Consider the following 13,098-nt stretch of genomic DNA (forward strand, 5'->3'; position numbering starts at 1 on the left):
CTAGACGATCTGCCTGGTGTCGGCGGGCTTGTGCAGCGCGCCGACCAGGATGCGCAGCGCTTCGGTCAACTCCGCCCTGTTGCGCGCCGCGCCGAGCGAGACGCGCGCCGCGCGCGGCCCTGTTCCGTCCACGGTGAAGGCATCGCCGGCGACGATCGCGAGGCCATTGCGCAGCAGATACGCCGCGACATCGGGCCGGCTCTCCGGCAATCGTAGCCACAGATGGTGGGCGGCGGGTTTGGCCAGGAACTCAAATCCCTTCAGAGCCCGCTGCGCGAGTTGCTGGCGGCCGACCGCCTCGTTGCGAATGGCGGAGATGATGCGATCGGCAATGCCGCTCTCGATCCAGTGCGTCACCAGAGCGACCATCAACGGTGCTGGCATCTGCACCGTCGCTTGCAAGGAGGCGCGCATCTCTTGCTGCGCAGCGTTGTCGGGCGTCACCAGATAGGCGACGCGCAGCGCCGGCGCGATGCATTTTGACAGCGTGGTTGCAAGATACGTCCGCTCCGGAATGAGGTTCGCGATCGGCGATGCCGAGCGATCGAGCAGCCCGTAGGCGTCGTCCTCGATCAGGGTCGTATCGGCATCGCGGATGATCTTGGCGATGGCGCTGCGGCGCTCAGGAGGAAGCGTCGCGGTGGTCGGATTGTGCAGCGTCGGAATGAGATAGACGGCCTTCGGCCTGTGCGTGCGGCAGGCTTTTTCCAGCGCTTCGGGCAGGATGCCGCCGTCATCCATGGCGACGCCGACGAGCTTGACGCCGAGCCGCGCGGCGGCGGCCTTGATGCCGGGGAAGGTGAGCGCTTCGGTCAGCACGATGTCGCCAGGCCGCGTGAGATGGGCGAGCAGGTTGAACAGGATCGTCTGCGCGCCGGGATAGATCACGAGCCTGTCAGCATGCGCGTGCGGGACGCGTGCGCGCATCCAGCGCGCCGCGACCTCGCGCTCATGCGCGCTGCCGCCGGGCGGCTGGTAGTTCAGGAACGCGGTCAGGCCCGATTGCGCGCGGAGGGCTTCCATCCCGGCGATGATCCGCTCGTCGAGCTGTGCCTCGAGCGGATGCGGCGGCACGTTCATCGAGAGGTCGATCGCGACCGGATGCGGCAGGTCGACCGCGCGGCGCGCGCTGGTCTCCGACACGAACGATCCCTGTCCGACCCGGGCCTCCGTGATGCCGCGGCGCCGCGCCTCGGTATAGGCGCGCGTCACGGTGGTGAGGTCGATCCCGAGCGCCTTTGCCAGCGCGCGCTGTGTCGGCAGCTGCTGGCCGCGCACGAGCCGGCCGGCGGCGATGTCGGCCTCCATGGCCTCGACGATGCGCCGATACCGCGGCCCGCTCAGCTCCGAGATTGTAGGGGTCCAGTCCATGCAATTTAGGCCATATTCTTTGAATGTATGGATACAAGAGATTATTGTATGGATCATCAAAAAGGAAGAGGTGTGGTCATGGCGACCGGTTCAATCTCTCTGGCGAAGGCGATGTGGCGCGGCTTCTTGGGCAGGTGCCCGAACTGTGGCGAAGGACATATGTTCGGACGCTTCCTGAAAGTCGCCGAGGCTTGCGATCATTGCGGCGAAGAGCTGTTCCATCAGCGCGCGGATGATTTTCCCGCCTATCTGGTGATGGTCGTGGTCGGCCACCTCGTCGTGCCTGCGATCCTCGCAATCGAGACCGCCTACGCGCCGCCGGTCTGGCTGCAATTGGCGGTGTGGCTGCCGGTGACGCTGTTCGCCTCGCTCGCGCTGCTGCAACCGACCAAGGGCGCCATCGTCGGCCTGCAATGGCAGCTCGGCATGCATGGCTTCGAGGCGAGCAAGCTGCGGCGCGAGGCCGGTGCGCTCGTCCTCGCAAAAGTGAATACGCGCGCGGCCTGAAGCCGCCGCAGCGTTTACATCGCGCGCGGCCGTTACACAGCCGTCATTCCGGGGCGCGCGCAGCACGAACTACGATGCGCAATTGCGCATCTGAGAATCCATTCATCCACCGACACTGCCGCGCGATGGATTCCGGGCTCGTGCTTCGCACGCCCCGGAATGACACCATTTGAATGGTTGCGCGGTGGAGCCCAAATGGTGAGGGGCCCGATGCGCTGGCATCGGACCCCTCGTTGCAAGACATCAGCCGGCCTGTAAGCCGGGTTCTGTAGGGCACCGCCCGCTTGCGCGAACGATACGTGACGGCCATTCCTCTGGGACCATGTTTGCACATGGCCTCGAGCAACCTACCCGGACGGCGGGCCTGACATCGCCCCGCGGCGTTATCGCTTTCGCGAACAGCCCGCTACGCCGTCCCTATTCGGTTTTGCTCCCGGTGGGGTTTACCATGCCGGCCCCGTTGCCGGCGCCGCGGTGCGCTCTTACCGCACCTTTTCACCCTTACCTGCCTACGCAGCTTGCGCTGCTACGGCACGGCAGGCCCGAGGGCTTGCCGCGCCGAAGCCCAAAGGGCGAAGGCGGGCGGTTCGTTCTCTGTGGCACTTTCCCTGGGGTTGCCCCCGCCGGATGTTATCCGGCACCGCATGTCAAGGGAGCCCGGACTTTCCTCCCCGGCGGCCTTTCGGCACCTGCCGGAGCGGCCGTCCGGCCGACTGACGGGGTTACGCATGGAGCATTTGTGACGGTTCCGTCAAGCCGAGATCGTCGCGCACGCGTTCTCGAAAATAATTTATCCTGAAGATGTCGTTTGGAGCGCGCCCCGTTCGACTGGATGTCGGCGACACAGCCGAACAACAGGAGTGAAGCGATGCAGTATCTGCTGATGATCTACCAGAACGAGGTCGAGTACGCGAAGGTTGACACGGGAACCACCCAGAAGATGTCGGCGGAGTATGAGGCCTTTACGCAATCCATCATCCGGAACGGCAATTTCAAGGCCGGCGACCGGCTTCGGCCGACAACCACCGCCACGACCGTCCGCGTGCGCGACGGCAAGACATTGACGACCGACGGACCGTTCGCGGAGACGCGCGAGCAACTCGGCGGCTATTACCTGATCGAGGCGAAGGATCTCGATGCGGCGATCGAGATCGCGGCGCGGATTCCCAGCGCGCGCGTCGGATCGATCGAGGTGCGGCCGATCTGGGTGTACGACAAGTGACGGCGAAGCCGCGCGTCGGCGCATGACCCCCGGCGAAATCGAAACCATCTTCCGCGACGAGGCGGGGCGGGCGCTGGCCACGCTGATCCGCCTCGTCGGCGATTTCGATCTTGCCGAGGACGCGCTGCAGGACGCGTTCGCGGTCGCGCTGGAGCGTTGGGCGGCGTGCGAGATCCCTGACAATCCCCGCGCCTGGCTGGTCAATGTCGCCCGCAATAAGGCGATCGACCGCATCCGCCGCCGGGCCGTCTTCCGCGGCAAGCAGCAGGCGCTGGTGCATGAGCTCGAGCTCAACGCGCTGGGGCCCGACGAGCCACCGGCAACACTCGACGACGACATGCTGCGGCTGATCTTCACCTGCTGCCATCCCGCGTTCGCGCCCGAGGTTCGGGTCGCGCTGACGCTGCGCACCGTTTGCGGGCTGTCGACGGCGCAGGTGGCGCGCGCCTTCCTCGTCGGCGAGGAGGCGATGGCGCAGCGGCTGGTCCGCGCCAAGCAGAAGATCAGGCTTGCCGGCATTCCCTATGAGGTGCCGGAACGCGAGGCGCTGGCGCCGCGGCTCGATGGCGTGCTCGCCGTGATCTATCTCGTCTTCACCGAAGGCTATGTCGCAACCTCGGGCGCGGACCTGATGCGGCCGGATCTCGCTGTCGAAGCCATCCGGCTTGGCCGGTTGCTCGACCGGCTGATGCCCGATCGCGGCGGCGTCAAGGGCCTCCTCGCCCTGATGCTGCTGCATGATGCGCGCCGCGCCGGGCGCGAGACGTCGGCCGGCGACATCGTGCTGCTCGAAGAGCAGGACCGCACGCTGTGGGATCGCGCGCAGATCGAAGAGGGATTGCGTCTGGTTGACGAGGCGCTACGCATGTCCGGCCGGCCGCAAGCCTATGCGGTGCAGGCCGCGATCGCTGCGCTGCATGCGCGCGCGCCGAGCTTCGATGCGACCGACTGGCCGCAGATTGCAGGGCTGTACGAGGTGCTGCTGCGCATCAGTCCGTCGCCGGTGATCGAACTGAACCACGCCGCGGCGGTGTCGATGGTCGACGGCCCGGCACGCGCGCTCGATCTCGTCGATGCGACTGCAGCGCGCGGCGGGCTCGACGGTTACGAGCTGTTGCCGGCCGTGCGCGCGGATCTGTTGCGGCGGTTAGGGCGGAAGGAAGAGGCGACGGCCGCCTATGTTGCCGCTACGGCTGCGACACAGCTGGAGCCGTTGCGGCGGCTCTATGCGCGGCGAATGAGGGAGATGGGGTAGTCGCCACACACTCCGTCATTGCGAGCGTAGCGAAGCAATCCAGACTGGCTCGGTGGAAACGGTCTGGATTGCTTCGTCGCAAGTGCTCCTCGCAATGACGGAGTGTGCGGCTGCCGCCGTCACTTCGACGCGACCGTCGTCCCATCCTGCGGCAGGCTCGCCAGCAGCGCCTGCAAGGTCGAGAGCGTCGAGTGATCCGCGACACCGTCCAGCCGCGCCGGGCGGAAATGGCGCTGGAAGGCGGTGACGACCTCCATCGTCGCGGCGTCGTATTTGCCGTTCAGCGGCACGCCATAGCCGTACTTTGCGAGCGCCTGCTGCATGCTCAGCACCGCATCGCTGATCGTGCCGAGCATCAGTGTCTCGCCGCGCACGACCGGTGCGGGCGTGACCCAGTGACCGACGCCGGAATTGGCCAGCGAATGCCACGGAAACTTTTCGCCGGGATCCTTCTTGCGCGCGGGGGCGACGTCGGAATGGCCGAGCACCCGGTGCGCGGGTACCTTGCGGCGAAGCATGATGCCGCGGCACAGCGCGATCACGGCCGCGATCTGGCGCAGCGGAAACTCCGGATAGCCCCAGTCGTGACCGCGATTGACGATCTCGATGCCGATCGAGCAGGAATTGACGTCGTCCTCGCCGGCCCAGGACGAGACGCCGGCGTGCCAGGCGCGCTTGGCCTCGGGCACGCATTGCACGATGCGGCCGTCCTCCAGCACGACGTAATGTGCCGATACTTCCGTCCCCGCCGTGCACAGCCGCGCCAGCGCACCCTCGACGTCGGGCATGCCGGTGTAGTGCAGCACGATCATGTCCACCTGCCGTCCCTTGTTGCGCTCGCCATGGTTGGGCGAAGGGATGATGTCGGAGACGATCGAGGAATCCGGCTCGAACGTGCGCATGTTCGCCGCGGCCTTGGGAACCGGGAGGACGCGCTGACGCTTCGAATCAGATCCAGACGGCGAACCGGACGACATAGGCAGCTCAAGTCGGAACAGGAGAGTGGGCCAAGCCCTTCTCTTTACTATTCCTTTACCCTCCGCCGTGCGCAATCGCGCGACGCGGTTAACGGATGCATTTTGAACAGGTGTGTGGATGAGGCATCACCATCGCCTCACCTTTTCGACTTGTAACGAGCCGATCAACGCTTTCTTAACGCTAAGGGCCGTTACTGAGGGATGAAGAGCCGACCCGCGTCCGGAGGCGGCCAAAGCGTATTTTGGCTCGAAATCCCATGGCTGCCCGACAAATTCCACTGGGAACTCTGGGTTTGGCGCCCGGGACGGCCGGGCTCGGTAACCATGTTGGACTGGGGCTTGGTCGTGGAACCGCCGCGACGCGGAATCATTCGAGGCGTTATGGGCTGGTTCGCCCCCGATCTGGCTTGGTCGTTCGGCAGGCCTTGTGCTGGAAGGCGTGGCGCATGAGCACCGCTCCTCACATTCCCGTGCTCGGCCGCGAGGCGATCGATCATCTCGCCCCGCGCGCTGGCGGCATCTATGTCGACGCCACCTTCGGCGCCGGCGGCTATAGCCGCGCCATCCTCGACGTACCGGGAACCCGGCTGATCGCGATCGACCGTGATCGCACCGCGATCGCAGGCGGTGCCGAGCTTGTCGCGCGCGCCACGGGCCGGCTGACGCTGGTCGAGGACCGCTTCTCCAATCTTGCAGAAGTTTGCGCGGCCCAAGGCATCGATGGCGTGGACGGCGTCGTGATGGATGTCGGCGTGTCCTCGATGCAGCTCGACCAGGCCGGCCGCGGCTTCTCCTTCCGCCTCGACGGCCCGCTCGACATGCGGATGGGACAGACGGGGCCGACCGCGGCCGACGTGGTCGCGCGTGCCTCGGAAGGCGATCTCGCCGACATCATTTATCAGCTCGGTGAGGAGCGGCAGTCACGCCGCATCGCCCGCGCCATCGTCGCCGACCGGCAGGAGACGCCGTTCACGACGACGCGCGCGCTCGCCGATCTCATCGGCAGGATCGTGCGGTCCAAGCCCGGCGACATCCATCCCGCGACGCGGACGTTCCAGGCCCTGCGCATCTTCGTCAACGAAGAGCTCGACGAGCTCCAGACCGCGCTCGCGGCGGCCGAGCGCGTGCTCAAGCCCGGCGGCCGTCTCGTCGTCGTCTCGTTCCATTCGCTGGAAGACCGCATCGTCAAGAATTTCCTTGGCGAACGCTCGAAGACCGGCGGCGGCTCGCGGCATCTTCCGGAGATGGCGCAGGCTGCGCCGAGCTTCCAGCTGCTGACCCGACGCCCCGTAGTCGCGGGCGAAGACGAAGTCGCGAACAATCCGCGTGCGCGTTCCGCCAAGCTGCGCGCCGCGGAACGCACAGATGCGCCTGCGCACAAGGACGATGAGTCCTCGCCCTGGCCAAAACTCTCCGACGTGATGAGGGGAGGCTAGCGCATGCGCATCATCCACCTCCTCGTCATCGGCGCGCTGATCTTCGCAGCGGCCTATGTCTACCGGATCAAGATGGACTCCACCGCGCGCACCGAGAGGGTGCTGCGGCTGCATGCGGAGATCCGCGAGCAGCGCGATGCGATCGCCGCGCTCCGCTCCGAATGGGCCAAGCTCGATGCGCCCCTGCGCCTGCAGGGCTTGTCCGAGCGGCATCTGCCGCTCAAGCCGGTCAACGGCACGCAATATGACTCGCTGAAGAATCTGCCCGAGCGTCCGCCGCGGATGTTCAGGCCCGGCGAGCCCGACCCGATCGGGGCCATGCTCAACACCATTGAAGCTGCGAGCGATCCTGACACCGTGACGGGCTCCGTGCCTCGGCCCGAGGACAAGCAATGAGCCCGGCAACGCCTGCAAAGCCCACCGAAAAGCCGACCGAACCCTGGCGGCAGCGGCTGATCCGCAGCCTGCTCTACGGGCGCAATGTCGATCGCGCGGCCAAGGCGCGCGCACGCGTTGGTCTCGCGATGCTCGCCTTCGCCTCGGTCTACGCCCTGATCGGCGGCCGGCTCGTGATGTTCGCGATCGGTGCCGACGCGCACAGTGCGCGCCGCGCGGCGTCGCAGGAGGTGGTCGCGACCGCGCGTCCCGACATCGTCGACCGCAACGGCGCGATCCTCGCGACCGACGTCAAGGCTTCGAGCCTTTTCGGCGAGCCGCGCCGCATCATCGACAAGGACGAGGCGATCGAGCTTCTGACCGCCACCGTGCCCGACCTCGACGAGGCCGAGGTGCGCGAGCGCCTGAGGACGCGCAAGGGTTTCGTCTGGCTCAAGCGCGAGGTCACGGCGAAGCAGCAGCAGGACATCCACAAGCTCGGCATTCCCGGCATCGGCTTCCTGCGCGAGAACAAGCGCGTCTATCCGACCGGCAACGAGGTCGCCCACCTCATCGGTCTCGTCAACATCGACAACCAGGGCATCGCCGGCATGGAGAAGTGGCTCGACAATCAGGGCCTCGCCGATCTCCACCGCGCCGGCTTCGCAACCGACCGGCTGCAGAAGCCGATCGAGCTCTCGATCGACCTGCGCGTCGAGCACGCGCTGCGCGACGAGCTGCTCAAGGCCAAGGACAAGTTCCACGCCAAGGCCGCCTCCGGCATCGTCTCCAACGTCAAGACCGGCGAGATCGTCGCGATGGTCTCGCTGCCGGACTTCGACCCCAACAATCCGAAGGAAGCGCACGACCCTGACCGCATCAATCGCCTGACCACCGGCGTCTACGAGATGGGCTCGACCTTCAAGGCGTTCACGCTGGCGATGGCGCTCGACTCCGGAAAGATCAACCTGAACTCGTCGTGGGATGCACGCGGAAACCTGCACTACGGCAAGTTCACCATCCACGACAGCCATCCGCTCGGGCGCTTCATCAATACCAAGGAAGTGTTCACCTACTCGTCCAACATCGGCGCCGCGCGGATCGCGCTCGGCCAGGGCGTCGAGGCGCACAAGGCGTTCCTCGCCAAGATGGGCCAGCTGACGCGCCTGCGCACCGAGCTGCCGGAGAGCGCGGCGCCGCTGGTGCCGCGGCGCTGGGGTGAGCTGAATACGGTGACCATCGCATTCGGCCAAGGCATGTCGGTGGCGCCGCTCCAGGCGGTGATGGGTATCAACTCGCTGGTGAACGGCGGCTATCTGATTCCGCCGACCTTCATGAAGCGGACCCCCGAGGAAGCCGCGGCGCTAGCCAAGCGCGTCATCAAGCCGGAGACCAGCGACAAGATGCGGTTCCTGATGCGGCTCAATGCCGAAATCGGCACTGCCAAGACCGCCGACATCAAGGGCTATTACGTCGGCGGCAAGACCGGAACGTCCGAGAAGGTCATCAACGGCCGCTATGCCAAGAAGCGCGTGCTGAACTCGTTCACCGCGATCATGCCCTGCGACGATCCGAAATATCAGATCCTGGTGATGCTGGACGAGCCGCAGGCGATCCCTGAGACGAAGGGTTTCATCACCTCGGGCTGGAACGCGGTGCCGACCGGGGGCAAGGTGATCGAGCGGATTGCGCCGCTTCTGGGCGTCGAGCCGCGGTTCGACCTGCCGCCGTCCGAGCGCCTTATTCTTGCAGCATCCAGGACAACCCAGTAATCAACCGGAGTGGCCATCGCCGGTGCTGATTCGGCTTTTCCTGACGATTCGGCTCTCCGGCGCGGCGTGTCGACTGGAAGACCATGAAGCTGCGCGACCTCATAGGTCAGGATGTTTTGGGCAATGATGCCGCAATCGAGCCCGCCGTCGCGGCGCTCGAGGTGACCGGCGTTGCGCTCGACAGCCGCGTGGTCAAGCCCGGCGACCTCTTCTTCGCGCTGGCAGGCAGCAAGACCGACGGCGCCCGCTTCATCGATGCCGCAATTGACGCAGGCGCAGTCGCCGTGGTCGGCGATCACGCGCCGTCCGCCAGCAAGGTGCCGTTCGTCGCCGTCGCCAATCCGCGTCGCGCGCTGGCGCTGGCGGCGGCAAGGTTCTTCCCGGCGCAGCCCGCGACCATTGCGGCAGTGACCGGCACCAGCGGCAAGACCTCGGTCGCCGCGTTCACGCGGCAGATCTGGGAGCGGCTCGGGCAGGCCTCGGCCAGCATTGGAACCATCGGCCTCGTCTCGTCCAAGCGCACGGTCTACGGCTCGCTGACGACGCCGGATCCGATCGCGCTGCACCGGCAGCTCGATGAGATCGCGCGCGAAGGCGTCACGCATCTCGCCTTCGAAGCGTCCTCGCACGGGCTCGACCAATATCGCCTTGACGGCGTGCGCGTCTCCGCCGGCGGCTTCACGAATCTCTCGCGCGACCACATGGATTATCATCCGACCGTCGCGCACTATCTCGCGGCAAAACTCCGGCTGTTCCGCGAGCTTGTGCCGCCTGACGGAGCTGCCGTGATCTCGGCCGATCATGATTGCTCGGCGGAGGCGATCGAGGCGGCGACGTCGCGCGGCCTGCGTGTCATGGCGGTCGGGCGCAACGGCGACGGAGCAGGCGAGGGCATCCGTCTCACCGAGGCCGTGGTCGAGGGCTTTTCGCAAAAGCTGACGGTCGAGCATCGCGGCAAGAGCTACGCGATCCGGCTGCCGCTGGTCGGTGAGTTCCAGATCGAGAATGCGCTGGTCTCGGCTGGTCTTGCCATCGGAACCGGCAGCGACGCCGCAAGCGTATTCGCCAGCCTCGAGCATCTCGAAGGCGCCAAGGGGCGGCTGGAGCGCGTCGGCGAGCGCAACGGCGCGCCGATCTTCGTCGACTATGCGCACAAGCCCGATGCGCTGGCGAAGGCGCTGCAGGCGCTGCGTCCCTATGCGAAGCGCAGGCTTATCGTCGTGTTCGGCGCCGGCGGCGACCGCGATGCCGGCAAGCGCCCGATCATGGGCGGGATCGCGGCCGAGAACGCAGATGGCGTCATCATCACCGACGACAATCCGCGCAGCGAGGAGCCGGAAGCGATCCGTGCCGCGATCCTCGCCGCGGCGAAAGGCGCGCGCGAGATCGGCGACCGCGCCGAGGCCATTCGCATCGCGATCGAGGAACTGGAGAACGGCGATGCGCTCCTCATCGCCGGCAAGGGCCATGAGACCGGGCAGATCGTCGGCAGCGAAGTGCTGCCCTTCAGTGATCACGAGGCGGTCGCCGCCGCATTAGCGTCGAGGATTGCATGAGCGCGCCAATTTGGACGGTTGCCGAGGTCGCGCGTGCGCTGGGCGCCGCCGGATCGTTTCCGAACACGCCGATCGACTTCGTCACCCAGGACAGCCGGCTGGTGAAGCCGGGCAGCCTGTTCGTCGCGCTCAGCGGCACGCCGAGCGGCGGCTTCATCTCGGCCTTCGCCAGCGCGCGCGACGGCTGGGAGTTCGCCGACAAGGCGGAAGCCTCAGGCGCGGTCGCGATGATCGTGCCGCACGAGATCGCGGGCATCCGCATTCCCCAGATCGTCGTGAAGGACACGCTGATCGATGGCCTCTGGGGCCTCGCGCGCCGCACGCGCGCGCTTCCACGGGCCGGTGATCGGCCTCACCGGCAGCGCCGGCAAGACCAGCACCAAGGAATTCCTGGCGGCCTATCCGAACGCCTATGCCAGCCCGTCCAGCTTCAACAATTTCTGGGGCGTGCCGTTGACGCTGTGCAATGCGAAGGCAGATGCCAGCCTGTGGGTCGTCGAGATGGGCATGAACCAGCGAGGGGAAATCGCGCGGCTCAGCGAACTGACGCGGCCGACGGTCGCGCTGGTCGTCAATGTCCAGCCGGTGCATCTGGAAAAGCTCGGCTCGCTCGAAGCTATCAGGCGCGAGAAGGTGTCGATCGCCGTCGGCCTGCCCGAGGACGGCGTGCTGGTGCTGCCCGCCGGGATCAAGGCGTCGGAGTGGAAGGGCAAGGTGGTGCGCTTCGGCGAGCATGCCGAGGTGCACGAGGTCGCGCATGCGCCGCACGGCGAGAGCTGGCAGGTCGTGGCCATGATCGGCAAGAAGGAGATCGCCTTCAGCCTGACGCCGGGCGCGCCGCACCGCGTCCAGAATGCGCTCGCCGCGCTCGCTTCGATCCGCGCCGCCAACCTCGATCCGGCGACGCTCGCGATCAAGCTCGACCGCGTCGGCATCATGACCGGCCGCGGCGTCGAGCAGGCGGTCGGCGGCATCACCGTGATCGACGACAGCTTCAACGGTAATCCGGCCAGCGTGGCTGCTGCGTTGCAAAGCCTGCAGGCACGCCACATGACGGGCGGTCGCCGCATCGCGGTACTCGGCGACATGCTGGAACTGGGCGACGACGCACCAAGCTACCACACCGCCCTCACCAAGCATCTCGACGGCATCGACGGCGTCTATTGCGTCGGTCCCCTGATGCGCAACCTCTATGACGTGCTGCCATCAGGCAAGGGCCTCGGCTGGCACGACGATCCCGCCACGCTGAAGCCGAGTGAGGTCGCAAGCCTGCTGCAGGCAGGCGATGTCGTGGTTGTCAAGGGCAGCAAGAAGATGTTCTGGGTCAACAAGTTTGTGCCGGGCCTAGTGGCCGCCTTGCAGGCAAAGGCGTAAACTGCTTGGAAGGCGCAGTTCCCAATCCACCGTTTGCGGCATCAAGCCGTCCATTGAGGTCGCCCGACCCATGATGAAGCGAATGCGCGTGAGGCACGTCGGGGCCAGAAACAAGGCCGCGTGCGAAAGGCGCCATAGGACCGTCTGAATGTTTTACTGGCTGATCGAGCTCTCCAATACATTTCCGAGCCTGGGTGCGTTTCGTACCCTCCTGAATGTTTTCCGCTACATCACCTTCCGCACCGGCGGCGCGATCGTCACCGGCGCGCTGTTCGTGTTCCTGTTCGGGCCCTGGATCATCGACCACTTACGCATCCGCCAGGGCAAGGGCCAGCCGATCCGCGCTGACGGCCCGCAATCGCATCTGAGCAAGAAGGGCACGCCCACCATGGGCGGCCTGATGATCCTGTCCGGCCTCACGGTCGGCACCGTGCTGTGGGCCAATCCGCTCAATCCCTATGTCTGGATCGTGCTCGCCGTGACGCTCGGCTTCGGCTTCGTCGGCTTCTACGACGACTACCTCAAGGTGACCAAGCAGACCACGACCGGTTTCGGCGGCAAGCTCCGCCTGCTGATCGAGGCGGCGATCGCGCTGGTCGCCTGCTACGCGCTGGTGCGGCTGAACCGCGATCCCGCGTCGACCGCGCTGACGGTCCCGTTCCTGAAGGACACTGTGCTGCATTTCGGCTGGTTCTTCGTCGTCTTTGGCGCCTTCGTCATTGTCGGCGCCGGCAATGCGGTGAACCTCACCGACGGTCTCGACGGCCTCGCCATCGTGCCCGTGATGATCGCGACCGCGAGCTTTGCGATGATCGCCTATCTCGCCGGCAACGCCGTGTTCGCCGATTACCTGCAGATCAAATATGTCGCGGGCACCGGCGAGCTCGCGGTGCTCTGCGGCGCGCTATTGGGGGCCGGTCTCGGTTTTCTCTGGTTCAATGCCCCACCAGCTTCGATCTTCATGGGCGACACCGGCTCGCTCGCGCTCGGCGGCATGCTGGGCGCGATCGCGGTCGCGGTGAAGCACGAGATCGTGCTCGCGGTGATCGGCGGCCTGTTCGTGCTGGAGGCGGTCTCCGTCATCGTGCAGGTGGTGTCGTTCAAGCTCACCGGAAAGCGCATCTTCCGGATGGCGCCGATCCATCACCATTTCGAGCAGCTCGGCTGGACCGAACCGCAGATCGTGATCCGGTTCTGGATCATCTCGGTGATGCTGGCGCTCGCCGGCCTCTCCACGCTGAAGCTGCGCTGAC

10 protein-coding genes, 1 other RNA gene and 1 pseudogene are annotated in these 13,098 nt (G+C 66.2%); 9 read left to right on the forward strand and 3 right to left on the reverse strand.

Annotation, left to right across the window (positions count from 1 at the left end; translation table 11 throughout):
• Entirely contained in the window at positions 1-1,371 is a 1,371-nt protein-coding gene (locus QA649_RS14040) for a PLP-dependent aminotransferase family protein (RefSeq protein WP_283024710.1), read from the reverse strand.
• A gap of 78 nt (positions 1,372-1,449) precedes the next feature.
• Between QA649_RS14040 and QA649_RS14045 the strand changes: the two genes are divergently transcribed.
• On the forward strand, positions 1,450-1,878 hold the full coding sequence (locus QA649_RS14045; protein ID WP_283024711.1) for a DUF983 domain-containing protein: 429 nt from the start codon (positions 1,450-1,452) through the stop codon (positions 1,876-1,878).
• Between the two features lie 239 nt (positions 1,879-2,117).
• On the opposite strand, the gene rnpB is transcribed toward QA649_RS14045, so the two are convergent.
• Positions 2,118-2,595, reverse strand: an RNA gene (rnpB, locus tag QA649_RS14050) — RNase P RNA component class A.
• Positions 2,596-2,746: 151 nt separating this feature from the next.
• On the opposite strand from rnpB, the gene QA649_RS14055 reads away from it, so the two are divergent.
• Positions 2,747-3,100, forward strand: a complete 354-nt coding sequence (locus QA649_RS14055; protein WP_026311694.1) for a YciI family protein — start codon at positions 2,747-2,749, stop codon at positions 3,098-3,100.
• A 22-nt stretch (positions 3,101-3,122) separates the two neighbouring features.
• On the forward strand, positions 3,123-4,355 hold the full coding sequence (locus QA649_RS14060; protein WP_283024712.1) for a sigma-70 family RNA polymerase sigma factor: 1,233 nt from the start codon (positions 3,123-3,125) through the stop codon (positions 4,353-4,355).
• A gap of 119 nt (positions 4,356-4,474) precedes the next feature.
• On the opposite strand, the gene QA649_RS14065 is transcribed toward QA649_RS14060, so the two are convergent.
• Positions 4,475-5,257, reverse strand: a complete 783-nt coding sequence (locus QA649_RS14065) for an N-acetylmuramoyl-L-alanine amidase (protein WP_283024713.1) — start codon at positions 5,255-5,257, stop codon at positions 4,475-4,477.
• A gap of 521 nt (positions 5,258-5,778) precedes the next feature.
• On the opposite strand from QA649_RS14065, the gene rsmH reads away from it, so the two are divergent.
• The 6 genes and pseudogenes from rsmH to mraY all read left to right on the forward strand — a co-directional run bounded on the left by rsmH (position 5,779) and on the right by mraY (position 13,097).
• The gene (rsmH, locus tag QA649_RS14070; RefSeq protein ID WP_283024714.1) at positions 5,779-6,768 is read left to right on the forward strand and encodes a 16S rRNA (cytosine(1402)-N(4))-methyltransferase RsmH; all 990 of its coding nucleotides are present in this window, start codon (positions 5,779-5,781) and stop codon (positions 6,766-6,768) included.
• Between the two features lie 3 nt (positions 6,769-6,771).
• Complete coding sequence (locus QA649_RS14075) at positions 6,772-7,164, forward strand: hypothetical protein (protein WP_283024715.1); 393 nt, start codon at positions 6,772-6,774, stop codon at positions 7,162-7,164.
• Entirely contained in the window at positions 7,161-8,915 is a 1,755-nt protein-coding gene (locus QA649_RS14080; protein WP_283024716.1) for a penicillin-binding protein 2, read from the forward strand. The genes QA649_RS14075 and QA649_RS14080 overlap by 4 nt, the downstream gene beginning before the upstream one ends.
• An 83-nt stretch (positions 8,916-8,998) precedes the next feature.
• Positions 8,999-10,471, forward strand: a complete 1,473-nt coding sequence (locus QA649_RS14085) for a UDP-N-acetylmuramoyl-L-alanyl-D-glutamate--2,6-diaminopimelate ligase (protein WP_283024717.1) — start codon at positions 8,999-9,001, stop codon at positions 10,469-10,471.
• Positions 10,468-11,845 (forward strand): annotated as a pseudogene (murF, locus tag QA649_RS14090) (UDP-N-acetylmuramoyl-tripeptide--D-alanyl-D-alanine ligase). Before QA649_RS14085 ends, murF begins: the two are co-directional and overlap by 4 nt.
• Before the next feature lie 148 nt (positions 11,846-11,993).
• Positions 11,994-13,097: a phospho-N-acetylmuramoyl-pentapeptide-transferase gene (gene mraY / locus QA649_RS14095; protein ID WP_018640940.1), complete on the forward strand. Its 1,104-nt coding sequence runs from the start codon at positions 11,994-11,996 to the stop codon at positions 13,095-13,097.
• Position 13,098: the final 1 nt, after the last annotated feature.

The organism is Bradyrhizobium sp. CB1717, from assembly GCF_029714325.1.
GTDB lineage: Bacteria > Pseudomonadota > Alphaproteobacteria > Rhizobiales > Xanthobacteraceae > Bradyrhizobium.

Excerpts from the sequence above, each read along its gene's own strand:
- QA649_RS14080 (WP_283024716.1), top strand. The coding sequence starts at position 7,161 with ATGAGCCCGGCAACGCCTGCAAAGCCCACCGAAAAGCCGACCGAACCC.
- QA649_RS14055 (WP_026311694.1), top strand. The coding sequence starts at position 2,747 with ATGCAGTATCTGCTGATGATCTACCAGAACGAGGTCGAGTACGCGAAG.
- QA649_RS14060 (WP_283024712.1), top strand. The coding sequence starts at position 3,123 with ATGACCCCCGGCGAAATCGAAACCATCTTCCGCGACGAGGCGGGGCGG.
- QA649_RS14040 (WP_283024710.1), bottom strand. The coding sequence starts at position 1,371 with ATGGACTGGACCCCTACAATCTCGGAGCTGAGCGGGCCGCGGTATCGG.
- QA649_RS14085 (WP_283024717.1), top strand. The coding sequence starts at position 8,999 with ATGAAGCTGCGCGACCTCATAGGTCAGGATGTTTTGGGCAATGATGCC.
- QA649_RS14045 (WP_283024711.1), top strand. The coding sequence starts at position 1,450 with ATGGCGACCGGTTCAATCTCTCTGGCGAAGGCGATGTGGCGCGGCTTC.
- QA649_RS14075 (WP_283024715.1), top strand. The coding sequence starts at position 6,772 with ATGCGCATCATCCACCTCCTCGTCATCGGCGCGCTGATCTTCGCAGCG.
- rsmH (WP_283024714.1), top strand. The coding sequence starts at position 5,779 with ATGAGCACCGCTCCTCACATTCCCGTGCTCGGCCGCGAGGCGATCGAT.
- QA649_RS14065 (WP_283024713.1), bottom strand. The coding sequence starts at position 5,257 with ATGCGCACGTTCGAGCCGGATTCCTCGATCGTCTCCGACATCATCCCT.
- mraY (WP_018640940.1), top strand. The coding sequence starts at position 11,994 with ATGTTTTACTGGCTGATCGAGCTCTCCAATACATTTCCGAGCCTGGGT.